This window comes from Sphingomonas sp. GW821-FHT02B09 (assembly GCF_059421875.1).
In genome coordinates, this window is sequence record NZ_JBWKVV010000014.1 from 13,576 (window position 1) to 39,070 (window position 25,495).

The 25,495-nt window shown below is 66.4% G+C and carries 24 protein-coding genes and 1 tRNA gene; 20 read left to right on the forward strand and 5 right to left on the reverse strand.

The window, feature by feature from the left end:
• The first annotated feature begins 76 nt into the window (after positions 1–76).
• The 16 genes from AC07U4_RS23800 (at position 77) to AC07U4_RS23875 (ending at position 18,174) form a co-directional block, all read left to right on the forward strand.
• A complete protein-coding gene (locus AC07U4_RS23800; RefSeq protein WP_495197437.1) occupies positions 77–1,309 on the forward strand; it encodes a TraB/VirB10 family protein in 1,233 nt (410 codons plus the stop codon).
• A gap of 47 nt (positions 1,310–1,356) precedes the next feature.
• On the forward strand, positions 1,357–1,962 hold the full coding sequence (locus AC07U4_RS23805) for a TraV family lipoprotein (RefSeq protein ID WP_495197416.1): 606 nt from the start codon (positions 1,357–1,359) through the stop codon (positions 1,960–1,962).
• Positions 1,959–4,484 (forward strand): TraC family protein, encoded by a 2,526-nt coding sequence (locus AC07U4_RS23810; protein WP_495197417.1) that lies wholly within the window; start codon positions 1,959–1,961, stop codon positions 4,482–4,484. The genes AC07U4_RS23805 and AC07U4_RS23810 overlap by 4 nt, the downstream gene beginning before the upstream one ends.
• A complete protein-coding gene (locus AC07U4_RS23815) occupies positions 4,484–4,807 on the forward strand; it encodes a hypothetical protein (RefSeq protein ID WP_495197418.1) in 324 nt (107 codons plus the stop codon). The genes AC07U4_RS23810 and AC07U4_RS23815 overlap by 1 nt, the downstream gene beginning before the upstream one ends.
• Positions 4,804–5,154: a hypothetical protein gene (locus AC07U4_RS23820; protein ID WP_495197419.1), complete on the forward strand. Its 351-nt coding sequence runs from the start codon at positions 4,804–4,806 to the stop codon at positions 5,152–5,154. The genes AC07U4_RS23815 and AC07U4_RS23820 overlap by 4 nt, the downstream gene beginning before the upstream one ends.
• Positions 5,151–5,384: a hypothetical protein gene (locus AC07U4_RS23825; RefSeq protein WP_495197420.1), complete on the forward strand. Its 234-nt coding sequence runs from the start codon at positions 5,151–5,153 to the stop codon at positions 5,382–5,384. Before AC07U4_RS23820 ends, AC07U4_RS23825 begins: the two co-directional genes overlap by 4 nt.
• On the forward strand, positions 5,374–5,997 hold the full coding sequence (locus AC07U4_RS23830; protein ID WP_495197421.1) for a conjugal transfer protein TraW: 624 nt from the start codon (positions 5,374–5,376) through the stop codon (positions 5,995–5,997). Before AC07U4_RS23825 ends, AC07U4_RS23830 begins: the two co-directional genes overlap by 11 nt.
• A complete protein-coding gene (locus tag AC07U4_RS23835) occupies positions 5,994–7,007 on the forward strand; it encodes a TraU family protein (protein ID WP_495197422.1) in 1,014 nt (337 codons plus the stop codon). Before AC07U4_RS23830 ends, AC07U4_RS23835 begins: the two co-directional genes overlap by 4 nt.
• A 220-nt stretch (positions 7,008–7,227) precedes the next feature.
• Entirely contained in the window at positions 7,228–9,114 is a 1,887-nt protein-coding gene (locus AC07U4_RS23840) for a hypothetical protein (RefSeq protein ID WP_495197438.1), read from the forward strand.
• Entirely contained in the window at positions 9,111–10,214 is a 1,104-nt protein-coding gene (traN, locus tag AC07U4_RS23845) for a conjugal transfer protein TraN (RefSeq protein ID WP_495197423.1), read from the forward strand. Before AC07U4_RS23840 ends, traN begins: the two co-directional genes overlap by 4 nt.
• The gene (locus tag AC07U4_RS23850; protein WP_495197424.1) at positions 10,186–11,043 is read left to right on the forward strand and encodes a type-F conjugative transfer system pilin assembly protein TrbC; all 858 of its coding nucleotides are present in this window, start codon (positions 10,186–10,188) and stop codon (positions 11,041–11,043) included. The genes traN and AC07U4_RS23850 overlap by 29 nt, the downstream gene beginning before the upstream one ends.
• The gene (locus tag AC07U4_RS23855) at positions 11,015–11,611 is read left to right on the forward strand and encodes a S26 family signal peptidase (RefSeq protein WP_495197439.1); all 597 of its coding nucleotides are present in this window, start codon (positions 11,015–11,017) and stop codon (positions 11,609–11,611) included. The genes AC07U4_RS23850 and AC07U4_RS23855 overlap by 29 nt, the downstream gene beginning before the upstream one ends.
• Positions 11,608–12,489, forward strand: coding sequence for a conjugal transfer protein TraF (locus tag AC07U4_RS23860; protein ID WP_495197425.1), 882 nt, complete (start codon positions 11,608–11,610; stop codon positions 12,487–12,489). Before AC07U4_RS23855 ends, AC07U4_RS23860 begins: the two co-directional genes overlap by 4 nt.
• Positions 12,486–13,055 carry a hypothetical protein gene (locus AC07U4_RS23865; RefSeq protein WP_495197426.1) on the forward strand — a complete coding sequence of 190 codons (570 nt, stop codon included), beginning with the start codon at positions 12,486–12,488 and terminating at the stop codon, positions 13,053–13,055. The genes AC07U4_RS23860 and AC07U4_RS23865 overlap by 4 nt, the downstream gene beginning before the upstream one ends.
• Positions 13,056–13,093: 38 nt before the next feature.
• Positions 13,094–14,509: a conjugal transfer protein TraH gene (locus AC07U4_RS23870; protein ID WP_495197427.1), complete on the forward strand. Its 1,416-nt coding sequence runs from the start codon at positions 13,094–13,096 to the stop codon at positions 14,507–14,509.
• Between the two features lie 14 nt (positions 14,510–14,523).
• Entirely contained in the window at positions 14,524–18,174 is a 3,651-nt protein-coding gene (locus AC07U4_RS23875; protein WP_495197428.1) for a conjugal transfer protein TraG N-terminal domain-containing protein, read from the forward strand.
• Here the strand turns inward: AC07U4_RS23875 and AC07U4_RS23880 are convergent.
• Complete coding sequence (locus tag AC07U4_RS23880) at positions 18,171–18,614, reverse strand: hypothetical protein (RefSeq protein WP_495197429.1); 444 nt, start codon at positions 18,612–18,614, stop codon at positions 18,171–18,173. The genes AC07U4_RS23875 and AC07U4_RS23880 overlap by 4 nt on opposite strands.
• A 265-nt stretch (positions 18,615–18,879) precedes the next feature.
• Here AC07U4_RS23880 and AC07U4_RS23885 point away from each other — a divergent pair, with 265 nt between their 5' ends.
• The 3 genes from AC07U4_RS23885 to AC07U4_RS23895 are packed head-to-tail and all read left to right on the forward strand — an operon-like array spanning position 18,880 to position 22,025.
• Positions 18,880–19,977 carry a DUF262 domain-containing protein gene (locus tag AC07U4_RS23885; RefSeq protein ID WP_495197430.1) on the forward strand — a complete coding sequence of 366 codons (1,098 nt, stop codon included), beginning with the start codon at positions 18,880–18,882 and terminating at the stop codon, positions 19,975–19,977.
• Positions 19,974–21,098 carry an AAA family ATPase gene (locus AC07U4_RS23890; RefSeq protein ID WP_495197431.1) on the forward strand — a complete coding sequence of 375 codons (1,125 nt, stop codon included), beginning with the start codon at positions 19,974–19,976 and terminating at the stop codon, positions 21,096–21,098. The genes AC07U4_RS23885 and AC07U4_RS23890 overlap by 4 nt, the downstream gene beginning before the upstream one ends.
• Positions 21,099–22,025, forward strand: a complete 927-nt coding sequence (locus AC07U4_RS23895) for a hypothetical protein (RefSeq protein ID WP_495197432.1) — start codon at positions 21,099–21,101, stop codon at positions 22,023–22,025.
• Positions 22,026–22,099: 74 nt separating this feature from the next.
• Here AC07U4_RS23895 and AC07U4_RS23900 read toward each other — a convergent pair whose 3' ends face one another.
• Complete coding sequence (locus tag AC07U4_RS23900) at positions 22,100–23,194, reverse strand: hypothetical protein (RefSeq protein ID WP_495197433.1); 1,095 nt, start codon at positions 23,192–23,194, stop codon at positions 22,100–22,102.
• 29 nt (positions 23,195–23,223) lie between these two features.
• Positions 23,224–23,523 (reverse strand): hypothetical protein, encoded by a 300-nt coding sequence (locus tag AC07U4_RS23905; protein ID WP_495197434.1) that lies wholly within the window; start codon positions 23,521–23,523, stop codon positions 23,224–23,226.
• 249 nt (positions 23,524–23,772) lie between these two features.
• Here AC07U4_RS23905 and AC07U4_RS23910 point away from each other — a divergent pair, with 249 nt between their 5' ends.
• Entirely contained in the window at positions 23,773–24,024 is a 252-nt protein-coding gene (locus tag AC07U4_RS23910) for an AlpA family transcriptional regulator (RefSeq protein WP_495197435.1), read from the forward strand.
• On the opposite strand, the gene AC07U4_RS23915 is transcribed toward AC07U4_RS23910, so the two are convergent.
• The gene (locus AC07U4_RS23915; RefSeq protein WP_495197436.1) at positions 23,949–25,232 is read right to left on the reverse strand and encodes a tyrosine-type recombinase/integrase; all 1,284 of its coding nucleotides are present in this window, start codon (positions 25,230–25,232) and stop codon (positions 23,949–23,951) included. The genes AC07U4_RS23910 and AC07U4_RS23915 overlap by 76 nt on opposite strands.
• Before the next feature lie 186 nt (positions 25,233–25,418).
• A tRNA-Met gene (locus AC07U4_RS23920) sits at positions 25,419–25,495 on the reverse strand.

Consider the following 25,495-nt stretch of genomic DNA (forward strand, 5'->3'; position numbering starts at 1 on the left):
CGACGACACGCCGGTGACGGCGCCGGAAACCGCCGCGCCGGCCGCCGCCCCGGCCCCTGCGCCACGCGGTGCCCCGCTGCTCGACCTCAAGGCGCGCTGGGCGACGATGGATGCGAAGGCACGGTTGCGCGCCAAGCAGTTCGGCGTCGCCGCCTCGGTCGCGGTGCTCGGCTACGGCCTCTACACCGCGTCGAACGGCTCAAGCGACAAGGTCGCCGAGGCGCCCGTCGCCTCGAAGATGGACATGGGCGCGGGCCTGCGCGGCGACAGTCTCGAACTGAAGCTGCGCGGCGACGTGAAGAAGATCCTCGACGGGCAAACCCTGCTCGGCGAGCGGATCACCGCGATCGAGGACGGCCGCGTAGTGCCGGGCAGCAAGCCGGGGCTAAACGGCCTGCCGGCCGATGTGGCGAAGGATGTCGGTGGCGGTGACCTGCCGGCGGCACTGCCAGGCGCGGCTCCTGCCTTCCCGCCGGCACCCGACACCTCGGCAGTCGAGCCGCAAGGCGACACGTTGCCGCCGCCCCCAACCGGCACGGTCCCGCCCGCGGCACCGCCACCGCCGCCGGTCGAGAAGACGGTCGGCGGCATCGGCAGCGCGACCGGCGCGATCGCCGCGGCGGCGGGCGGCGCCGCTGCCGGTCCCGACGCCAAAAAAAAGAGCCGGACGATCTATTTGCCGCCTGGTTTCATGAAGGCGCGGCTGCTGACCGGGATCGACGCGCTGGCCAGCCGCGACGCGACCTCGAACCCCGAGCCGCTGATCGCCCGCGTCCAGGCGCCCGCCGTGCTGCCCAATGATGTCAAGGCCAACCTCGCCGGCTGCTTCGTCGTCGGCAATGCGACCGGGAGTTTGGCCAAGGAGCGCGTCGAGGTCCAGCTGGTCTCGCTGTCGTGCGTCGATTTCGACGAACGCTCGGTCGTCGACCAGCCGATCAAGGGCTTCTTCGTCGATACCGACGGCAAGAAGGGATTGTCGGGCAAGGTGGTGACGCGCGCCGGCGCCAGCCTCGCCCGCACGTTCATCGCCGGCACGATCGCGGGGATCAGCCAGTCGGTCGAGGGGACGTTCGGCAGCACCGCCACCTCGGCGCTCGGCAACGTTCGCACGCTCGATCCCGGCGACGCCGCGAAGAGCGGCATCGCCGGAGGCCTCGGCAAATCCTCGGACAAGCTCGCCGACTTCTACCTCGACCTCGCCCGCCAGGCCGGACCGATCGTCGAGGTCGGCGCCGCCAAGGACGTGGTCGTCGTCATCCAGGAGGGCGTGACCCTCGAGATCAAGGCGAGCGCGGGGGTGAAGTTCTGATGTGCACGCCGCTCACCATCCCGGCCCCCACCAGCAGAGTTCGCAATATGGTTCTGCCATCCCGTTCGCGCGCCTGCGCAATCCTCGCCGCCACGCTCCTGTCCGGCTGCGCCTCCCTCGGCCACACGCTGTCGCCCTATGCCGAGAACTTCTCGTGCAAGAACAGCGACCACGGCCAGTGCATCGCGCCCGACAAGGCCTTTGCCGACGCGGTCGCCGGGCGCGCGCCTCGCTCCGATCCCGCGGTCACCCGCGACAAGGCGCTGCTCGGCGCAGCGCCGGTGGAACCGGCGCGGCAGCGCGCGCGCAAGGGCACCGTTCCGACATCGACGACGGCGTACCAGGGCTATCGCGACAGCGTCTATCGCGAGTTGCAGAGTCTGGTCGACCGCCCGGTGACGCCGATGCTGCGCCCGGGGCGCACCGTCCGCACGCTGATCCTGCCCTATGCCGACCGCGAGCGTCCCGACCGGCTCTACATGCCGCGCTACGTCTATTCGGTACTCGATGCGCCGCAATGGGTGGTCGGCGATTACCTCGTCAATCCGGTCAGCCCCGCCGCCCGCGCGCCGGTGCTGGGGCAGGTCCGCGACAAGGCCATGGACGACGGCGCGCCGATGCCGGTCGCGCCGACCGCCGGAGACGACAAGTGAAGGCGCCCGGCACCCGCACCGGCGGCGGGCTGACCTTTTCGGAGTTGCAGCGCTCGGTGTCGCGCGACCGCTATTCGGACTTCCTGCCGCTGGTCGCGTGGGAGCCGGAGACCGAGGCGTTCCTGTGCATCGATGACGGCTGGGGCCATGCCTGGGAGCTGACGCCGCCGGCGTACATGTTCGCGCACGTCCATCAGGCGCTGGTCGGGCTGTTCAACGTCGCCTTCGCCCCCGGCACCGTGGTGCAACTCCACGCCTTTGTCGACCCGCTGATCGACGACGCGCTCGACGCCTTTCTCGACCTCAAGACCCGTCCCGATCCGCTGATCCAGGCGTCGGCCCGGCGGACGGCGGAGTATCTTCGGGCCGGGACCGCCGGCCTTCCCGCGCTCAACAACATCCCGATCCGCAACTTCCGGCTGTTCCTGTCGGTCAAGACGAGGCAACCGCTGGGTGCGGACCTGCGCCGCCAGATCGAGGAGCAGCTCGCCCGGCTCGGCATTCGCCGCATGGCGCCGGAAGCGCTGGTCGCCTTCTACCGGCGCATTTTCAACGGCGTGTTCCTCCCCGCACCCGGCGTGTTCGCCGCCGGCGATGGCGAGCGGCCGATCCGCAAGCAGATCATCGATGCCGGTCCTGACCTGCGCTTCGACGGAGCCGAGGTGTTCCTCGGCAACCAGGTCGCGCGCTGCCTGACGCCGCGCGCGCCGGCGCGGCGGATCACCGCCGAGCGCGCCAACCGGCTGCTGGGCGGGATGCGAGGGAGCAGCGAGGACAGCGACCAGATCGGCGGCCCGTTCCTGCTGACGCTCAACATCCTGTTCGACCATTCGCAGTTCGAGATCCACAAGCGCGCGCAGGTGCTCTCCGCACAGAAGGCGGCGGGCAGCTTCGCGGTCGAGGTCGGCAAGCAGGTCGAGGAGATCGGCTGGGTGCTCGACGAGGCGGGAAACAGCCGCTTCGTCTCGGTGATCCCGACGATGTGGGTGTTCGGCCGCACCAGCGGCGAAGCGCGCGAGATGGCGGCACGCGCGAAGCGGCTGTGGGAGTCCGAACCGCTGCCGTGGATGATGCAGGAGGAAAGCTACCTCAACCCGGTCCTTCTGCCGATGAGCCTGCCGTTCGGGCTGTACCCCGAGAAGCGCACGCTGCGGTTGCTCGAGCGCGACCTGAAGATGCCGGCGAAGGCGGCGGTGCTGATGGCGCCGGTCCAGGCCGACTTCCGCGGCGGCGGGCGGCCAGCGCTGCTCTATGCAGGGCGCAAGGGCCAGTTGGTCACGCTCGACCTCTTCGATCCGCGCATAAACAACTATAATTTCATCGTCTCGGCCGAGAGCGGCGCGGGCAAGAGCTTCCTGCTCAACAATCTCTGCCAGCAATATTATGCGCAAGGCGCACTCGTCCGGATCATCGATATCGGCGGGTCGTACCGCAAGCTCTGCACGCTGTGCTCGGGCCGCTACATTGACATCGGCGAGGAGCGCCTCGTCCTCAACCCGTTCGACATGGGGTTCGCGCTCGATGGCGACGACCGTCAGTCGGCGATCGCGATGGCGGTCGCCATCGTCGCCGAGATGGCCAATGCCGCTACGCGGAAAGGTGTCTCCACCTCGGAATGGAACCTGCTGAAGTCCGCGGTCCAGTGGACGATCGACGGCGGCCATGCCGAAGAGGGCATCGACGCGGTGCGCGCGTGGCTCGGCGCCTATCCTGAATTCGCCGGTTCCGACCTCGACCGCGTCGACCACCTGATCCCGGTCGCGCGCGAACTCGCCTTCAACCTGCGCGATTTCAGCTCGGAGGGCGCCTACGGCCACTTCTTCAACGGCCCGTCGACCTTCGACATCTCGGCGGACGAGTTCGTCGTGCTCGAACTCGAGCGGCTCAAGGGCATGCCCGACCTGTTCAACGTCATCGTCATGGTGGTGGTGAACGCGGTCACTCAGGAGCTGTACCTGTCGGCGCGCGACCGCCCGCGCTTCGTGCTGTGCGACGAAGCCGCGCAGTTCATGACGCGTAGCGACGGGCAGGACCTCTCCCGGCTCGCGGAGGCGTTCGGCCAGGGCTATCGCCGCGCGCGCAAATATCAGGGCAGCTTCGGCGTCGTCCTCCAGTCTTTGAACGACCTGCTGCTGTTCGGCGGCACCGGTCAGGTGATCCTCGAGAATGCCGCGACGCGGTTCCTCCTCCAGGGCTCTACCTACGACAAGGCGGTCGAGAACAAGGTCATCGACTATTCGGGGTTCGTCCTCGACCTGCTGAAATCGGTCCGCAACCACAAGCCGCATTATTCGGAAGTGTTCATCGACTCGCCGCTCGGGCTCGGCGTCGCCCGGCTGGTGGTCGATCCGTTCAGCTACTGGATCAACACCTCCGCACCGAACGAGGTCGCCGCCTTCGATGCGCTGTGCCGCGCCGGCCGGTCGCCACTTGAAGCCGTCTGCGAACTCGCCGGCGTCGATTCCGCCGAAATCCTTGGACAGCATCATCGCGCTGGCGCTGACGCACCGGAGGCGCGCTGATGTTCCGCAAGCCCCACCCCGACCAGATCATGTTCGACTGGAGCAAGGATGCGCAGATGGAGCGGATCATCGCGGCGCGGGTCGCGATCCGCGCCGAGCGCGAGGCGATCCGCTGGCGCTTTCGGGTCATCTGCGTGGAGACGGTGATGATGGGCGGGCTGGTCGCGGCCGCCGGCACCGCGCTCGATCAGCCGACCGCGCGCATCGTCCACGCCGCGATCGGCGTGTCGCTCGCCTGTCTCGTCAGCGGGCTGTTGCTGATCGCATTGTCGGCGGCGACCGGGCTGCTGCTGGCGCGCTATCGCCGCTGGAGGCGCCGGTGACCGCGCCCCGCGATGATGATCCGCTCGCAGCGATGGCGCACGACCTCGCCGGGTTGAAGCGCGATGCGTTCGGCATCCATGCCGCGGCCCTCGAGGTCGCCGCGCTTCTCGATCGAGCGCAGCGGCAAGCCCGGCGCAGGCTCATGGTGGCGATCGCCGCGGCCTCTTTATTCGCGGCGACCGCCGCGCACGCCGCGACGATGGCGCTCGGGCATTTGCCGGAAGCTGCGTGGGCGGTCGCGCTCATTGTCGCGCTTGCCGCCGCCTCGTCGCTCCTGGTCGTCCTGCCGGGCAGCGGCATCACCGGCCGCACGGTCGCGACCCTTCGCACATGGTGGCGGCGATGAGCGGCATCCTCACCGCGCATCCCGGCCAGGGTGCCGTCCGCCTGCTCGTCGGTGCGCATGGGCTGCTCCTCACCCAGTCGTTCCTGCTGCTCTGCTGCCACGGCCTCGCGACGGCCATGTGGCCGCTGGTCGCGACGCTGACCGCCATCGCCGCGCTCACCACCGTCTTCGCGATCGTCGGCGACGGCACCGATCACGATCGTCCGTGGAGCCGCCGTCATGGCCGTTGATCCCGCCGTTATCCTCCGCTTCGCCGGGCTTGCCGCATTGGCGACGACGATCGCGTCGGCGGTCCATGCCGAAACGGCCACGATCGGGCGCACTTGGCCGATCGCCGAACCCGACGCACTCACCGAGATCGAAGCGCGCGTCGGACGCCAACCGGCGAACATCGCGTCGCGCTTCGGCCCTCGGACACGCTGGTCGGCGATGCAGGCGGCGAGCCTCGCCCCCGCGAGCCAGTCGCGGGTGCGTTCGGTGGTGCCGTTCCACACGCTCGCCTTCGACATCCGCGGCGCCGACGGCCGCATCGTCTACCCCAGGGGTTTCACCTTCAACCCGCTCGCCTATGTCACGCTGCCACAGCGTCTGATCGTCGTCGCGCCGCGTGATCTCGGCTGGGCGCTGGCACAGGCGAAACCGACCGACTTCATCCTGCTCGCCGCGGGCAAGGGCGCCGATCCGATCGCCCTGTCCGAGAAGGCGCAGCGGCCGATCTTCCTGCTGGAGGCGCGGGTCAAGGAGCGGCTCGGACTGACGGTCGCGCCGGTCATCGTCCGCCAGGTCGGGCAGAAGCTCGAACTGACCGAGGTGCGGATCGACCGCACGGGGGGCGTGCGATGAGCCGCTTCATCGCCGCCCTTCGCGCCGGTACCGCAGGTATCGCGCTGTCGCTGCTCGCGCCCGCCACGTCGGCGCACGCCTCGAAGTGCGAGAGCGGCGCCTTCAACCCGATCACCAAGGTGCGCTGGACCTGCATCTTCCCGATCACCATCGGCGGGGTGAAGGTCGGTCCTTCCGATCCGCTGGGCAAGGCGCTCGACGCGCAGACCGCGGCCAAGCCGCTGTGCTCCTGCCGCAAGGGGGCGACGTTCACGTTTGGGGTCAAGGTCAGCTTCTGGTCGCCCAACCGCATGGTCGACGTCGTCACCGAGCCTGGCTGCATGATGGCGCTCGGTGCCGACATCATGAACACCCACGGCCGCCTCCAGGGCAGCCAGACTTCGCTCTCGGACGGCACCAACACCCGCAAGCTGTTCGCGCAAATGCACTATTACGTCGCGCCGGTCTGGAAGATGCTCGACATGTTCACCGACCTGCCGTGCTTCGAGGACGACGGCTTCGACGTCGCGATGATGACCGAGCTGCTGCCGACCTGGCAGTCCGCGACGCTCGGTGCGATCGTCCAGCCCGAGGCGGTGCTGTTCGGCAATCCCGCCGCCGGGCTCGCCTGCATGGCCGACAGTGCCGCGGCCGCTGCGGACAAGGTCATTGACCCCTTGTTCTGGTGCATGGGCTCCTGGGGCGCGACCTATCCGATCGCGGGCGACATCCATTTCGGCGATTCCGTCGAGGCCTGGGCCGGGCTTGCGGCGCGCGGCACCTTCCTGATGGGGCGCCTGGGGGCGCTGACCATCTCGTCGGAGGACGGCTGCGCGTTCCGCCCCCAGCCGATCTGGACCAAGTCCCGCTACAAGCTCCAGCTGATGGAGCCCGTCAAGGGCGGCCAATGCGTCAACATCGGCCGTCCCGGATCCTTGTGGACCAGCGCGAAACACGCGCCGGGCAAGGACAACGCCCAATTCATGCTCTTCGAAAAGGTGATCTGCTGTGCCGGCATTTCCACGCCCTGAACGGCGATCACCCTTCCTCTTCGTGCGTGTCCGGGACGTGCCCGGGCCTGCCCGCCACAGCCATGGTGGCTGTCCGGCCACGCATGGAGCCGGGGCGGCGTCGGCGATCCCCCTCGCCGGCGTCGCTCCACCAGCACGGCCGGCGGCGGTGGGCACCCCCTCCCCGCTCCGCCGTCCGTCGGTCGTGCTGGCCTGCTGCACCGTCTTCGTGCTTTCGGGTATGAATGCCGGCGCGCAGACGGTCGAGGATCGTGCGCGTGCCGCGGCGACCGCGTCGCGCAAGCGGTCGGGCGACCGCGAGGCGCTGCGGCGCAACTACGTCACACCCGGCCTCGCCGCGAAGCCGATCGCGACAGTCGACGAGCGAACCCGCTTCACGCCCGAGATCGCCTGCAAGCGCTCGGCGACGATGCTCGAGCTGATGGTCCAGCCGACCGCGACCGGCGATATCGGCCGGCTCACCGTCGCGCGCGACAGCGATCTCGACGGTCGTTTCAACAGCAGCTTCACCGCCCCGTTCCCGATCTCGGGCATCTGCGCCAACGGCGTGATCGCCTGCCAGCCCGGTAGCTGGGATGCGTGCGAGGGCTATCGCTGGGACGTGGATGCCGGCGGCGCGATCAAATTGTCGGCGGCTGCCATTACCGGGCTGTCGGGATGCTATTGCATCAACGGCAGCTGCGGCACCAATCTGGTGATGGGCAACCTGCCGTCGGTGCTCAAGGATCTCGGCGGCGGTGTCATCGGGGCGCTGACCAGTGTCGATCCGCGGATCGGCGTCGCCGAGGCGAGCATCGACGGCCCGGTCATCCGCTACACCGGTGCCGCCACCACCGCCTGCGCTGCGTCGCCGGGCGTCGCGGCCACGACCTACCGCGCGAATCCTGGCGCGATCCAGGGTGATGCGTTCGCGGCGGCGCGGACCAATGGCGTGTTCCAGGCGCTGACGGGGTCGGCGACTGGGCGCGGCAAGATCGAGCAAACCCGCGCCTGCACGATCGAGCGCGACGTCCGCCTCACCGAGGTGAACGCCGAGGATATCATCACCCGCGTCGCCGGTGGTTATGCCACGCTTTCGCCGACGCCCGATACCCGCCTGTTCCAGCTCGGCTCGCCGGCGAACGACAGCCTAAAGGGCGGCAACTGCCGGCTGTTCGACTTCCGCATGACCCTGCGCGTCGGCGATGTCGACCGGCTGAAGAGCGTGCGGCTCACCCGTTACTTCATGGATGACTGGATGCAGCTCCGCATCGACGGGCGTCCGGTGCTCGCCGATCCATCGAACTGGTCGGGCAGCGGCAATCCGCCGGGCAAATGCGAGCGCAAGCGGACGTGGCACGGTGCCCCGGACCTCGACCTGACACCGTACCTCACCCGCGGCGACCATGAGATCTGGCTGCGCGTCGCGGTCGGCGGTGAGGGCGAGGCGCTCGCCGAGATCGCCGCGACGCTCGACACCAGCTGCGCCTCCTCCGAGCGCGTCGTCGATCTGTGCGCGGGCTATGTCGGCGATAAGGCCTGTCGTCTCGTCGACGAAACCGTCGATGATGTCGTCACGGTTCGAAACGGTGTCGTCACCGGGCTGGAGCCGCTTGCCCAGTCACGCGCGTTCGGATCGGGTGCCTGCACGGTCAGCCTGACCCGCGACTTCTTTCGGAAGGACCGCCGTTACAGTTGCGCCAGCGACACCGGCATCACGCCCGAGCCGGACCTCGGCCGCGCCGCGTATATCCTCGATCGGTCGACCGAGACGATGCTCGCCGATCGCACGCGCGGCGCCGATGGCATCACGGCAGCTACGAGCCGCACCTTCGGCCTGCCCGATCGCGGATCGGTGCCGGCCTGCGAGACGCTGTGCAAAACCCGCGCACCAACCGTGAACACCGCTGCCGCACCCGCCGGCGTCGTCGGCAGCCGCCAGACCGATCCGACCGGCTGGCAGACTTTCTATCACGCCTGCACCGCGACGAACGTCTGCCCGGCCGGTCCCGGCGAGGAAATCGTGTCGCCGTGCGGCTGCCTCGACGACTTTCCCGAGGCAGCGGTAATGATGCAGACGGTGCGCCTCGGCGGGGCCGATCTCGTCTGCACGAGCGTGGGCCGATGACCCGCCGGCTCCTCCCGCACCGGCTGGCGCTGGTCATGCTGGCCGGCTTCACCGCGGTGCTCGCCGACGCTCCGGCGCACGCCCAGATCTGCGCCGCCGACCGCAACGGCAATGGCGATGCGTCCGACCCCGGCGAGACGGCGATGTGCGACACCATGGTCGGCAATGCCGTCCAGTGCCCGATCGATCGCGTCGCCTGCGTCGCCGATGCGGTCGGTGCCTACGCCTGCCCGCTCGGATCGCAATTCGCCTGTAGCGCCGTGACAAGTGGTGCGACGCCGACCTGCTCGCCCCACGCCTGCACCGCGCCGAACGCACCCGGCGGTGGCGTCGAACACGAGCCGGTCGTCGACGATCCCGGCACGCCGGCCGACGGACCGGTCGATGCCGCCGGCAACTGCGCCGGCACCATCGAGATATTCTCCGGCCGCGCGGTGCGCTGCCGGACGGCCGGGCTGAACACGACCTTCACCAATTGCTGCAAGGACAAGGGGAAGATCGTGCGCGACGGCACCGGCTCGTCGGTCATGTCGGCGGCCGGCAAGGTCGCCGTAGCGAAGGGCGTCTTCACCGGCATGAAGGCGGCGTACACCGCCTACCGTGCCGGTGCGACCGCGGCGCAGGCCGCATCGACGGGTGCGAAGGCGCTGATCGTCGGCATCGACCCGACCAGCCTCGCGATCAGCGTCGCGATCAACCTGATGGTCGAGGTGCTGCTCCAGGGCTGCGACAGCCAGGATATGGAAACGGCCATGCTCAAGGGCTCGGGCATGTGCCACGAGGTCGGCGAATATTGCGCCTCGAAGATCCTCGGGATCTGCGTCCAGAAGGCGCGTGGGGCTTGCTGCTTCAACACGAAGCTCGGCCGGATCATCCAGGAACAGGGGCGCACGCAACTGAAGTCCTTCGCCGGCCTCGGCTGGGGGACGCCGAAGCAGCCCTATTGCCGCGGCTTCACCGCGGAGGAGTTCCAGGCGCTCGACTTCAGCCGGATGAATCTCAGCGAATATTACACCGAGATCGAGGCTCGCGCGCAGGGCCAGATCCAGAATAGCATGAAGGATAGGATCGATGCCTATTCCCGTGACATGGGCAAGTAGCGTGTTGCTGCTCGCCGCCAGCGCGACGGCCCAGGTGGCACCCCCACAATCCCAGCCGCCGGACGCGCGCACGCGCGTGTCCGGCGAAGGCACCGCGGCGATGGAGCGGCTTCGCGCGGCGACAGCGCGGCGCAAGGCAGAGGTGGACAGAACACCCGCGCTGCCCCAGGCACCCGATGCCGCCAGCCAACGCCGCGCTGCCGAGGCGATACGGCGTCGGGCGGCCTCGCCGCGGATGGACGAGCGTGCCCGTGCCGGGTTGACCAAAGGCCGCGAGGCGCTGGCGACGCAGCGCGACGCGATGGCGAAGCGGCTCGGCCAGACGCTCGGTCTCGATGCGCCCGACATGGCCGCGGTCGCTGGCGCCGTAGTGCCCGGCACCAGCGGTTGGGTGCCGGTGCTGTTCGTGTCCTCGTCGATGCCGGTGGCGACCTTGCGCACCTATGCCGGCCAACTCGAACGCGTCGGCGGCGTCCTCGCGTTTCGCGGCATGCCCGGTGGCATGACCCGCGTCGCACCGATGGCAAAGCTGTCGGCGGAAATCCTGCGCCGCGACCCCGGCTGCTCGGGACCGTCCTGCGCGATGCGGGCCGTGCAGGTGATCGTCGACCCGCTGGTCTTTCGCCAGCACGGCATCGCCCGCGTGCCTGCGCTGGCGATGATCCCGGGCGATCCCACTCAGGCTTACTGCGAGCGCGAGGAGGGCAGCCCCCGCAGCCCCTACGTCGTCTACGGCGACGCCGCGCTCTCCGGCCTGCTCGATGAATATGCCCGCCTCGGCGGCAAAAGGGAGGTGCGTGATGCTCGTCGCCGTCTGGAACGCCGCTAGGCGCGCGTGGCCGGAAGTGAGACTGCTGCCCTTACGCGCGGCAGTCGTGCTCGGCAGTTCCGGTCTCGGGCAACCACCCCGTCCCGAACGGCTGTGGAAGGGAATGGCGATCGTGCTCCCGGTCGGCCTCGCCGCCTGGTGGGCGATCCCGCAGGTCACCTGGGTGATGAGCCCGTCGATCGATGCCTGGGCGGTGCGCGCCGCGCCCGGCGTCATCCGCCGCGGCGACCTCGTCTCGTTCCGGCTGTCGCACCCGATCACGGGGCCGACGCCGGTGAACGTCACCAAATACGCGCTGTGCCTGCCCGGCGACCGGATCAGCATGATCGAGAAGCCATCCATGACGGCTGGTACGTTCGATGGCTGGTACTATTGCAACGGCCGATTGCTCGGGATCAGCAAGGCGCTGGCCCATGACGGACGGCGGCTCGACCACTGGCGTCCCGCCGACGGCCGCATCCCGCCCGGCACCATCTATGTCGGCTCAGCTCATGAAAGCGGCTTTGACAGCCGCTATTACGGACCGGTCGCAGTTCAGCGGCTGACCCGCATGGAGCGCGTGCTGTGACGCCGCCTTCCATCCTCGGTGCCGCCGCCATCCTCGCGGTCTCCTGGCCCGCTCCGGCGCAGCAGGCGGGCTCGACCAGCGGCCAGCGCGGCTATTGGTGGTACCAGGCACCACCGAAGCCTGCGCCCGAGAAGCCGGAACCTGACGATCTCGTCAGGCCGGTGATCCCGCCGATGGCGGAGCTGGCGACGTGGACGCCGCCAAAGATCCGCAAGCTGATCGAGGCACAGCGCGACTATGCCGCGACCGTGCTGACGGTCGATGCGGTCGCGGACTTCTGGCGGCTGCAGGACTTCGCGCGGCGCAAGGCACGCGCCTTCGCCGGCGTCACCCAGGTCGCGATGCTCCAGCATCCCGAATTGAACGCGAGGAGCGCCAACCCGCTGGTCGGCGAGGCGCGCGACCGGATGGGGGCGATGAAGGACGCGACGCGGCGCGCGTATCTGCGCGCGCATGCCGGCGGGTTCGCACTCGTCATGTTCTCGCGCAGTTCGTGCGGATACTGTCGCGTCCAGTGGCCGATCATCGAGCGGTTTCGCGAGGAAACCGGCTGGCAGGTCACGCTGATGGACCTCGACCGCCGTCCCGATCTCGGCGCCCGGTTCGGCGTCTCGGTCACCCCGACGACGATGGTGATCCGCCGCGGCTCGGCGCAGCGGATGGTGATCGCCACCGGGGTCGAAGCCTATCCGGCGCTGGCACAGACCGCCTACCAGGCGGTGAAGCTGCTCACCGGCGATATCAAGCCGCAGCAGTTCCTGACCGGCGCCGGCGAGGAAGGCGGCTTCTTCGATGCGCTCGCCAATGGGCCGGTCGGCGCGGGCGATACCGCGGCAGACGATCGCAACGACGAATCAACCGGAGGGCGCGAGCCATGATCTGGCGGTCCGTCCTTCTTCTCGCCACGTTGTCGTGGGGAACGGCGTCGGCGCAACTGCCGGCACGCGATTCCGCGCGCCGCGCGGCGATCCACCCGGTCGCCACCGTCGCCGACATGCGCGCATGGCTCGCCCGCGTGCCGGTCACCCGCGCCTTCCCGCCCGACTTCGCCGCCTCGCTGCGCGGCCAGGCGCCGCTGTTCACGATCGAGATGACTACCGCGCCCGGCTGCGTCCCCTGCGCCGACGCCTGGAGCAAGCTCGCCGCCTTCCGCGCGCGCTATGGCTGGCAGGTCCGCGTGCTGAGACGCGACGAGGCACTGCTGCGCTCGGGACGGCTCGGCCTGCCCTGGGTCGGGCATCCGGTCATCTGGGTACGGCCGCTCGCCGATCCGGCGCGCGTCGTGCCCATAGCGGTCGGCACCGACCATGACGCCAATCTCGCGCGCAACGCCTGGCTGGCGGCACGCATGTTCACCGGCCTGAAGCCGCAGGTGGGCCTGCGCGCCATGGCGAAGTTCACCGGCATCGTCGGCGCCGCGGCGCCCTCCCCGATCCGCCGCTGAGATGCGGCACCGTTCTTTCCTTGTCGAGGATCATTCCCATGTCCCGTCTCGCGCGGCTGAGCGCCGCCACCTGCCTCGCCCTCGCCTCCTGCGGCGTTGCCGCGCCCGCCCACGCGCAGAACTGGGCGGAAAGCTGGTTCGACAATGTCACCTATACGCAACCCGGCAGCTTCGAGGACCAGGCGCGCGGCTATGTGACCGCCGGCGGTATGTCGGGCCGGGTCGACATCCATGACGACTATCTGATGTCGCTCACCCTCCCCAAGGTGAAGGCCGGGTGCGGCGGCATCGACATGTTCCTCGGCGGCATGTCGTTCCTCGACCCCGATTATCTCGTCCAGAAGCTGGAGACGATCCTCCAGGCCGCGCCCGCCGTCGCCTTCCAGTATCTGCTCGAAACCCTCGACGAGAAGATGGGCAACATCATCTCGAAGATGGAGGCGACGACCAATTACCTGAACTCGATCCAGGTCAACGACTGCCGGCTCGCCAACCGCATGGTCCAGATCGCCAAAGGCGACGACAATATGTCAGGCGTCGTCGAGGAGATGACCGGCTACAAGTCGGTGCGGCAGGGCTTCGCCAAGAGCTGGCAGCAGAGCCGCGAGAAGATCCAGGCCAATCGCGGCAACCCGACCGAGGATCTGAAGGACGCGCTCGCCAACTGCCCGCGCGAGGTCACCGACATCTTCCGCACCGGCTCGCTGCTGGCGCATGCCGCCGCGCGGGTCGGCGCCGGCGACTGGGCGGGCGTGATGCGCGCCCGCGTCGGCGACGTCTACATGCGGTGGGAAGCGGTCGACAAGGTGCCGGTCTTCGCCGCCATCCCCGCCTGCCCGCGCCAGGACGGCGAGTCCGCCGACGATTTCCTCACCGGCCGCGTCCAGCGCCGCGCGCTCAACATCCCGGCGACCGCGAACGACTGCGCCCGCGATGGTTCAGGCCGCGGCGCGCTGGTCCTCGCCCGCGACCGGATGCAGGCCATCGCGACCAAGATCCGCACCAAAGTGGCGCTCACCACCGAGGAACGGCAGTTCGTCGCCAACGTCCGCACGCTGCCGATCTACCGGATGCTCGAATGGGGCGTCCGCGAGGGCGTCTCCGACTCCGTCATCGGCGACACCGACGAACTGGTCGCGCTGACCCTCGCCTATCAGATGCTCAACGACCTGACCCGGACGATCGACTTCGCGCTGTCCAATGCCGAGCGCGGCGCCGATGCCGCCGGTGCGGTCGATGCCGCCAGCGCGAACCTGTGCCAGACCCGCATCCTGACCAAGGGGATGGAGCAGCTCCGCGGCCTTCGCGAGGAGGTGCTGCGCCAGCGCGCGCAGATGCGGCAAAGCTATGTCGCGGCGCTCGGCGCCGCCAACCTCTCCGCCAACTATGCCGGTCTCGTCCGCCAGCGCGACCGCGACGCGCGCGATGCGGCCGGCGCCGACGCTCGCCGCTAAAGGGATATCCCACTGTGAACACGAGCTTCCACACTTGGGACGGGTTCGCCGAGACGGTCGACGCCTTCCGCCTCGTCGCGATGATCTTTGCCGATCCCCGCTACACCACGCTCGTCCTGATCGTCGGCGTCGTCGGGATCGCGCTCGGCGCGGTCATCGCCAGCGTGCGGGGCCAGGGCATGGGCCTCGTCGCCTATGGTTTCCAGATGCTGGTCGGGATCGGGCTGTTCGTCGGACTGATCGCCACCACCGGCACGGTCCATGTCTACGATCGGGTCCGCAACGCCTACCAGCCGGTCGGCAACGTCCCCAACCTCATCGTGCTGGTCGCCGGCGCCACCAATTTGATGGAACGTGCGCTCGCGGAGACGATTGACGACAACACGCTCGACCCCAACGCCAAGCTCGAGATGGGCGCGGGCGGGCATAGCTTCGATCTGTTCCTCAACGCGGTTTCGCCGGCCAGGCCGATGACCGACAGCTTCCTCGAGACGACCATCCGCGACTATGCCCGCCGTTGCTATCCGGTCGCGCGGGTGTCGCCGGCCTATGGCATCGACGATGACACGCTGTTCCGCACCACCACCGACCTGCCCGCAGCTTTCGCCGCGATGGCGGGACCGGCGACCTTCTCGACCGTCTATACCGCCGCCGACAAAGGCGGCCGCACCGTCAGCTGCACCGAGGCTTGGGAACACATATCCAGCCGCCTGTCCGATCCGGCGCTGTTCGATGGCTACACCCGTCAGGTCTGCCAGCGCACCGGCTATGCGATCGCCGATGCCGGCCAGCTCGCTCGCTGCCGCCAGCGGCTCGGCCAGATGGGCGGCATGATGATGGGTAGCCCGCTGTCGCTCCAGGGCTTCCTGACCGACGTGCTGCTCGGGCGCACCGTCGGCGACGTGCTGTTCGAGGACAGTCCGGCTGCCGCCGCCCGGACCATGGCCAACCGGGCGATGGTGTCGAACGGCCTCGCCACCATGTCGGTCGCCAACGAGTGGATGCCGACGATCCGCGCCACCGTGTTCGCGATCATGCTGTTCATGGTCCCGATCGCGATGCTGTTCATCCTGACGCCGATCAACCTGCGCGTCGCGACCTTCGCATTGGGGCTGTTCGTGTTCGTGGCGCTGTGGGGCGTGATCGACGCCGGCCTCTACCAGCTGACGCTCGGCCGCGCGATGGCGGTGCTCGCCGAGATGCGATCGAATCATCTCGGCGCCAATGCCTGGATCCTCGCGCCATCGGCAGCAATGAAAGCCCTCGCCGTGTTCGGCAGCTTCCGTACCGCGGCGGCCGGACTTGCCGGTGCGTTCGTGTTCACCGTCTTCCGCTTCTCGGGCAACGTCTTCACCGCGCTTACCAGCGGCTCGCTGCAAGCCCAAGCGCAAGGCACCGCCGCGGCGGCCGGCGTCGGCACCAGCGAGGGCTATGCCTCGGCGCTGGAGGCGCAGGCATCGGCCGGCGGCACCTTCTCACGCCGCGCGGCGGTGTCGAGTTTCGGCGATTTCGGCGAGCGCTCGACCTTTGGCGCGACCCGCGCGTTCAGCGCGGCCGACACGGTGCTCGGCGAGCATGGTGGCGGCGTGCCCGGCGTGCCGGCGTTCGGGATGGGCGGCCTTGATGCCGCGCGCGAACTAGGCGGCCTGTCCCCGGCACTGCGCGGTCGGAACCCAAGCGATCCGGGCGTGGCGCAGGCGGTGCGGGCCAACGCCGCGACGACTGCGATCCACAATTTCGCCGACAAGGATGCGCTGCGCAGTCTCGGCACGACCTATTTCGGCCAGGGACAGGCCGGCGAACGCGCCTTCGCCGCCTTCGCCCACGGCATGACGCAGTGGAAGGCGTTCGGCGACAACCGCGCCTATGACATGATGCGACAGGGTGCCGAGCGTCATTTCCAGCGCGCGGGCTATTCGCCGGAGGATGCCGCGCTCAAGGCGTCGACCGTGATCGCCGAGGCGTCCGCCGATCCGACGTTCGCCAAGCTCACCGCCAACGCTTTCGATCAGGAGGCGATGCTGCGGAACGACCTGACTGGGGCGCAAGTCAGCGTCGGTGCCATGGAGGGACGGCGCGACCAGGCGGGCGACCACGTCGCGGCCAACGAACGCGGGAACGTCGCGACCGAGCAGGCCTGGCGCACCGGCGGCAACGCCGGGCACCGCCGCGCCGCGGCGATGCTCGGACTGCCGGTCGAGGAGACGTCGCGGCGAATCGGGTTCATCACCGCGCTGTCGGGCGAGGCGCGCTCCACCGCGATCTCGCAGCTCGGCCGGGCGACTGGCCGCAACGAGGCGCAGGTCTTGAAGGCGCTGGAGACCTACACCGTCGCGACGCAGGTCGGCACCGCCGATGGTGCCACCGCCGAGACGGCCCGGGAGGGCACCAGCGTCTATGCCCGCACACGCCAGACCGCCGGCTATGACGTCGCCGAGCGTGCCGGCAAGCTCGATGCCCAACGCGAGGTCGGCCACGACGGTACCCGCACCGCGGCGCGGATCGGCGAGCAGCGGCGCCAGGCCGACAATGCCGGGTTCGCCCAGGGCGCCGCAGCGGCCGGCGTCTCGGTACGCGAGGCGGCGCGGCTCGACAGCTTCATCCAGGCGCTGTCGCGTACCGCCGGTAATCAGGTCGACATGGCCGAGGGTGGTCCTGCGGGCATCGCCGATCGTGCGCGCAACGAGCGGCTGACCCGGATCGTCGACAACGAGCGCCTCACCCGCATGCAAGGGCTGCTTCACGAGAACGGCATCGATCTGTCGAGGCGGCAGATCGCGATGGACGAGAATGGCGACCTCAACCTCAATCTGACCCCGCAAACCGCTGCGGCGATGTGGAAGGCCGGACTCATCAACGAGAGCCAGCTCGGCGCGGTGGCGAACGGTGGCCATGCTCGCTTCAGCTTCGCCGGCAACGACCTGCTGGTGTCGAGCAGCACCGGCTTCTCGCGATCCGCGCGCAATGATACCAGCACGCGGTTCGAGGCCGGCAAGCAGGCCGGACCGGACACGATCGAGCATTTCCTTGGCGGCGGTGCCGAGGGCCATGCCGCGATGGCCAACTGGCTGCGTGGCGGGTTTGAGATGGACCGCAGGGGCAACTGGCGGCTCAAGCCGCAGGTCGCGGATACCATCCAACGCGATGTACAGGCGGTGATAGCGCAGACCGGATGGTCGCGGAATATTTCTCGCGCGGCACAGGATATGAACTCCATGGGAACGGAGATCGGTGGGTCAATTTCGGGTTCTACAACGCGATCGGGTCATACTTCGGGGAAAGCACATGGCGGCAGCGTGACGGGTGGTGCTTCCGGGAGCATCTCGTTCAGCAGTACCGACCGTGGTACTATCCAAGAAACCGCCGGCGCAGATCTGGATATAAACAACTATGATGTCCGAGCCGCCATCGCGGCATCCGAAGCCGCCAGCGTGCGCTCAAAGTCGCCTGCACAAACGTTCACAGACAATCTCTCGCGTGAACTGCTTGGTGAAAATGGTCTTCGAAACCGGTATCTCAGTCAAGCAGACGCTGCTCGCGCGACATTTGACATCACTGGCCCTCTCACCTCGCTTGAGCAGTCATCCCTGCTGTCGGAGGGGCGCTTCAGTACAGATATCGCTCATAGTCCGGGAGATGGAGATGCGGAGTTTAAACGCCGCTAAGGCCATTTCCGCCCAAAAAGCTCAGCAAGCTTCTCAGGTGATCCGATGTACAATGAACCGGATCTCGGATCCAGTGGGTCGGTGTATGGATCAAGCGATCCGCTGACGGAACGATTGAACCTGTGTGCACCTGGATCTCCGGAAGTGATGACCCAATCGCCGCGCGCGATTTTGGCCCGGACGAACCCCAATCCGAGCAGCATCAGAATAACGGGAGGATAAAAGCAGACGTTTAGATAGCCAGCGAGCGCGGTGGAGTAAAAGTCCTTCATCGGGTGCACGTAAAACGATACCGCCATACCGACCCAGTAAACAACCGTACTCAGCCACCACAGCCTCGCGTACCATGGACGCCAAACCCAGTCCCTGACCAAAAGGCGCTTTTCCCGCTCGGCGCCAGCTTGCGGCTCTTCGACAAGCGATCGGTCCGTCGCGTTCATCGCCAACCCTTTCGAACAGCCGTTATAGCGGAATTGATTGCGGGCAAAAGGTGAAACCGCACCGGTCGTGCCACCCGGACCGCACCCGAACTCCTGCCGCTACCCACCTCACCGCCCCTTTGCACCCAGACATGATACAGCCGCCCCCGCCCCCCGATGTTGTGAGTGACCCGATGCGCAATCCACGATAGGTGTAAGCGCCTGAGGTTCGGGGCGGCCCGAAGAAGCCGCATCGAGCAGTGTGCATTTTCCGCCGGAGAGACGAATGGCCATATCGACCGATCTTCAGGAAGAGATCGAAGGCCTCGAGGAGGGATTTCCCCGCGAGGAAATGTCGGCATATCCGCTCGACGACATCATGGTCCGGAGCGAAAATCGAACCGTGGGCGACATCGTCAAACGGATCGAAGCCGGTCGATACGCGATGAACCCGGATTTCCAGCGCGATTTCGTTTGGCGCCCGGACAAGCAGTCGAAGCTGATCGAAAGCTGCGTCATGCGCATTCCGCTGCCCGTATTGTACGTTGCCGAGGGCGAGGACGGTCGGATCACCGTCGTCGATGGCCTGCAACGGCTGAGTACATTTCAGGCTTTCCTTTCGAACAAGCTGCGCCTTTCGGGCCTTGGCAAGACGCATCCGCTTGAAGGCAAACGGTTCGATGATCTTCCGGTCAACCTGCAGGAACGGATCGAGGACACGCAGCTGACCCTTTACATCCTCGACAAGGCAGCCCCCGAAGCCGCTCGGCTCGACATCTTCGATCGGGTCAACAGTGGCATTCCCCTCAGTCGCCAGCAAATGCGAAACGCGCTCTATAACGGGCAAGCGACCCGGTGGCTGGCGGCAATGGCGCAGGATCCGCATTTCCTTTCGGCCACCGGCGGCTCCCTTTCGCATCAGACGATGCGTGATCGTGAAGCGATCAACCGCTTTGCCGCATTCACGGTGTCCGGGTGGCAACGCTATACCGGGGACATGGATCTGTTCCTGGCTAACGGCCTCGGCACGCTCAATCGAGCGACGGACGGCCAGATGCGGCAGATAACCGAGGACTTCGGCCGATCCATGATGTTCAACGAACGGCTCTTCGGACGCCACGCCTTCCGAAAATCTCTTACCGATGGCGATCAGCAGGCCTATCGATCGGTCATCAATATATCGATGTTCGACACCTTTTCGTTCTTCATGGCGCGAATATCCCCAGAAAAGATATCGGCGTTTCAGCAGTCGATCGAGCAACGCATCCGCGAACTGATGCACGTGGATCGGTTCAACAACGCGCTCACCTATTCCACCAACAGCACGATCCAGGTCAGGGCCAGATTCGAAATGATGGCGGAGGCATTGGGCGAATGGCTATGAGTTCGTTGCGAGCCGTCCATATAGAGCGATTCAAATGCTTCGCTAAATATACGCTCGATCTCGGTGCGCTGACGCTGCTCACGGGCTATAACGGGGCGGGAAAGTCCAGTTCGCTGCAACCGTTGCTTTTAATGGCCCAAGCGCTGCGGGAACGACCACGATCACACGTGCTGGCATTGAACGGTCCGCTGGTACGCCTCGGCAGCGCCGGAGACGTCGTGTCCGAGACAGCGGGTGGTGCGATCACGCTGGGTTTCTCCAACGCGCTTGATGACAGCGCGTTCTGGGTCTTCGCCAATGACAGAACGCTTCAACGAGGAGAACTCAGTCTCGATCATTCCCATTTCTCGTTCGACGAGGTTGACGCGCCGCGCTGGTCTCCCAACGGCGACGCGCATCCGCTTCTCACATCGATCCGGGACCTGATCTTCATCGGTGCAAGCCGGCGGGTATCCGGGGAAGCGCAGCCCTTCCCCGAAAGTCCGTCGACCGTTGTCGGCGATGTCGGCGCCGAAGGCCAATGGGCGGGGTATTGGTACATCCGGCAAGCGGATGAACAAGTCCCTCCGGAGCGTCGCCACCCGGACGACTCGCGCGTTACGGTGCGGGCTCAAGTGGACGCATGGCTAGGCTTTCTCTTCCCCGGAGCCGGCGTCAACGCCGAACAGCTACCCGGGGTCGCCTTGTCCAGAACGTCCTACACGCTCGGCCGCTCGAATGAACGGCGTCGTCCGTCCAATGTCGGCTACGGGTTGAGCTATGCCTTCCCCCTGCTGGTGGCGCTGATCTGCTCGAAGCCGGGCCAAGTCATCATTGTCGACAGCCCCGAAGCCCATCTCCACCCCCGCGCTCAATCGGCGATGGGACGCCTGCTCGCCCACTTCGCCGCGTCGGGCTTACAGGTGATCGTCGAAAGCCATAGCGACCACCTGCTTTCCGGTGTGCGCCTCGCCGTCAGGGAAGGCATCCTGCCTGCAGGACAGACCGCTATCCATTTCTTCGGTGGCGGTGGGGAGGGGGGCGGTCCGGAAAAGATCGTGATCGGTGACAATGGAAACATTTCGGATTGGCCAGAAGGCTTCTTCGATCAAGCCATCATCGATCTGATCGGACTATCGTGAATGGCTCGCGCGTATCTCAATAGCCTGAGCTTTCCGGCGGAAACGCTGGAGCTGTCGATGGTCTTGCTCGATCAGCTGCGAACGGGGATCGCAAGGCTCATCAAGGAACAGGCGATCAGCCTACCGGTGATGTGTAGCATCCGCGCCTCCAAGCTAGCGCTGTCGCCGGACTACAAGGTGCTGGCAGACGGCCTGGCCCTTGATCGCCGTCGTTTCCGCGATACCGTCCTGTTCTTTCTGCAAACGCTCGACCAACAGTCTCCGGCACAGGCCGCGCTCGACCCCGAGTTGCAGGCCGAGATGGATCCGCATCTGCTGGATGGAACATTCGACAACACGTTCGACCCGGATGGTCAGTCCACACTCGTCGCCTGCGCGCTGGACGGCGGGGTATTGCTGAGTATCGGATCACACGAGCGCTGGCGTTCGGATAAGGTCCGGTTCGACATGATGACGGCCACGTCGACTGAAGTACGTTCGGAAGTCGTCGAGAACGTCTGGGACGACGCCACAGCCGCTTCGCTCGCAACCCGCGATGCCGAAGCACGTGCGCAACATCGATTCGAGAATTGGGGCCCGCTGACCGGCAATGCCGTCAAGGATGCACAGATCGATGAGTGGTTCGACGAATGTCGCCGGCGGCCCGGATTGGAGCAACTCATCATGCGCTCGGTCAGCATCGCCCACGCGGCAGATTATCGCATCGATGGGGATCTGGTGAAGAAGCTCGGCGCGGATGGTACGACGGCGATCTTCGAGATCAGAGCCTTCTTCAATGGTAGCAACAACGTACGTCTTTTATTCAGCCGAGATCAGGATGGCCGGGCGATTTATGGGTATGGCGGGATCAAAAGCCATCCCTCGTGGTATGACACCGCCATGCCGCAAGCCGCAAAGAACATAAGGGCGCACTTAAGCGATCGATAAAGTCCGATTCGTCTTTTGGGGCGAGCACTGCCGGCATCGCTTAACGATATTGTGGTACATCTGCGTGGCTGATATCAGACGACTTGTAGAGCGCGCAGCACCTCGTAAGCCTCCGAGTGGGAGGCAGCGACCCTGCACGGGTAGGCGTTCGTTAGCCCGACGTGCCCGCTCGCCAGCAACCGGCTCAACTTGCCTTCCGTAAAAAACGCATCGCAATTCGGCAACGCCGCGGCGGCGTGACGAAAGTCGAAGATGTCGTTCGGCTTAACACGCCTGTTTTTCTCCGCTCGAAATGCAGCGTGAAGCGTAGCGGGAACGACGATGTTGCCGAACGCTCGCCTTCCTACGGGTTTCTGCATACCGAGTGCCGCCATTTGTGTGACGGCGGCCTTCAGGCTTTCGTCGCCGGGAGGCGCGCCGGCGACCGCAGCCATTCGATCATACTCGGCAGACAGGTGGCCGGACAAAAGATCGGCAGCTCCGATGAGCTCGCAACGAAGAATAGCGTCATACCCGGCCGCCTCGTTCCGATGCTCCTCGGCCCCGCGGTTCATTCTCTCCGCCGCCCGCTCGCTCTCTTCCCGCGCGTTGGTCACTGCCCGTCTGAGAGCCGGCACGCCTTTGCTGGGCGGCAGATACCAGCCAGCGTCTGTCATCGTCAGCAGAAGTTGCTCGGCGCGATGCACCGGTGCCGGTGGCCAAAGATCCTGATAGCCATAGGCGAAGACAAAGGCCGTCCAGATCGGGCGGTGCGGCGCAGCCATTGAGGCCGCAAAACCACCGAGAAAGCGCTCGACCTCTATGATCAGACGTTCTCGATGCGGGACCATCGCCACACCCTGCGTGAGTTCATCGACCACAGCCATGGTAGCGGCGAAGGCCGCGTCATCCTGTTTGGTCAGCTCGGTGAGGATATCACTCGATATTGGGCAGATTATGCGATGTTCTTCTACGCCACGCCGCAGAGCGTCGTAAAGACGTCGCTTCTCGGCTGCCACGTCATTACTAAATTTGGCTTCCCGACAATCAATCCAGAAATTGACGTCGAGGAACACACTTCGACGTCCGCGCAGTTTGTGCTCCAATTCGATTTGACGCTTGTAACACAGAGCTGCGCCGGATCCTGATGGCCACTCCCATGCCGGCAGATCGAAATCATCGTTGGTCATTGGTTTTGACATTCAGCAGGCGTAGCACATCAGATATTCGTCAAAACCCGACCCTTCGCATCGCGCTGAATTTCCTCAAGGAGGGCATAGGCGTCCGCTCCGGAGGTCAGCGTCGAGGCTCGGACATTGTAGCTTTCGGGCAACTCCTGCTCGTAAACGAGGTAGGCCACGCCGAACTGAAATGCGCGAAGCGGGAGGATGCCGATGTCGTCGAAATCGAACGACCCTGCGTTCATCGCGGTGCGACCCGGATTGCCATAGCCGTCCTTTGCCAAGGAGGCGTGAATAGCGTTGAAAAAGCCTTCGAACGATAAGCCCTCTGATGCCATGATCGTGTCATCCTGCATTTGTCACGGTGTCGGGTGGTCAAGACTGTAGACGAGGAAGATGGTGAGGCGCTGCGGCAAAAGCCAGAGGCGCCTTTCCCGGGCATGCAAAGGCATACGTCAGCAGAACCGTTGTCCCGCGGATACTGTACCTCAACGGCACGGTTGGCCATCACTCCGCCCCTTGCCAATGCAAGGGCTGGCTGGAATATCAGGGATGCGGGCAGGCCGAATGGGAATCGGTTTGCAATAATGGATCACGATCGCATCCTGCGTCTGAGCGCGGTGTTGTGGAAGACCGGCTTGCCGAAGTCGGGACTATACCGTCTCATCAAGGACGGCAGCTTTCCGAAACAGGTGCCACTGACCCCGCGCTCCGTCGGCTGGCGCGAGTCCGAGGTGGAGCGCTGGATCGCCGACCCTGCCAGCTATGGCAAGGATCGGCGAGCGCCCACATCCAACCGTGGAGTGGAATCAACGTCCATCGTCACCGCGCCTGAGTGATCGCGATCATTGGCCGCGGCGGGTGGTGCAATCAACCCGCTGATCATGTCCGCCCAGCGTTGCAGCATCCGCCGGCGAGGACTGAGATAGAGTGCGCTGTTGTAGGCGCCCCTGACCTCGTCCTCGTCGCTGTGAGCGAGCGCCATCTCGACCCAGTCCGGCCGATATATCTCCGCCTCGTTCGCCCAGGTCGACGCGATGCCACGGAAGCCGTGCACCGTCTGCTTGCCGCGATAGCCCATCCGGTAGCAGCCATAGATCATGGTATTCTGCGACAAGGGCTTGTTCGGCTTTTCGCCGGGGAACACGAAGTCCGAAGTCCTGTATTCGCGTAGATCGACGATCAGCGCGACCGCCTGCCGCGGTAGCGGCACGAGATGTTCCCGGTCCATCTTCATCCGCTCGGCCGGCACCCGCCACAGCGCATCGGCTCGGTCAAGGTTCTCGAACTCGTCCCAGCGCGCAAGCCGCGTCTCGCCGGTCCGCGCCCAGGTCAGGAGCGTGAACAGCAGCGCCGCTCGAGTGACGGCACGTCGCCGTGGATTTTCTTCACCGTCGTAGCTATCGATCGCGCGCACCAGGTCCGGCAGCTCCTGAAAGCCGACGCGGGCCATGTGCTTCACACGCGGCTTGGGCTTCAGGGCATCACCCAGGCTGGCGGCGGGGTCGTGCAGCGCCCAACCGTTGGGAATGGCGAAGCGGTAGATCTGGTTGACGTGCTGCTTCAGGCGTCGGCTGACATCGAGCGCGCCGCGGGCCTCGACCTTGCGCACCATCGCCAGCACGTCCGCCGGTGTAATCTCGCCGATCTTCTTGCGCCCGAGCGCCGGAAAGGCGTCGCGTTCGAGTCGCGCCATCAGCCGCTCGGCATGTCCTGGATCGAGGGAATCCAGACGCAATGCGTGCCACTCCCTCGCGACCGCTTCGAACGTCATCGCCGACACCGGCGCGCCCTCTTTGGCACCCGGATCCTTGCCATCGTCCAAAGCCGCCTTCGCCTTCGTCCGCTTCACGCGGGCGTCGGCGAGGCTAAGGTCGGGATAGCTGCCGAACGACAGCATCTTCTCCTTGCCGTCGAAGCGGTATTTCATCCGCCACAGCTTCGAGCCGTTCGGGCGGATCAGGATATAGAGGCCACCGCCATCGCTGAGCTTGTAGTCGCGATCGCGCTTGGTCGCGTATTTTACATCGAGTTCCTTGAGGGCCATTGGGGGTACCACTCCTTTCGCGCCCCCACGACACCCCCTTCAGCACCCCCAAAAGCAAATCGACGTGCCGGGTCTCCGGGGCACGCGCCGGCACCTCGCGGGACACGATGGCTCCGCGTAACCGATTGGCAACAGGCACAAAAAAAGCGTCCCGGGACTAACCGGGACGCTTTGGGAAAACTGGAATGGTTGCGGGGACAGGATTTGAACCTGTGACCTTCAGGTTATGAGCCTGACGAGCTACCGGGCTGCTCCACCCCGCG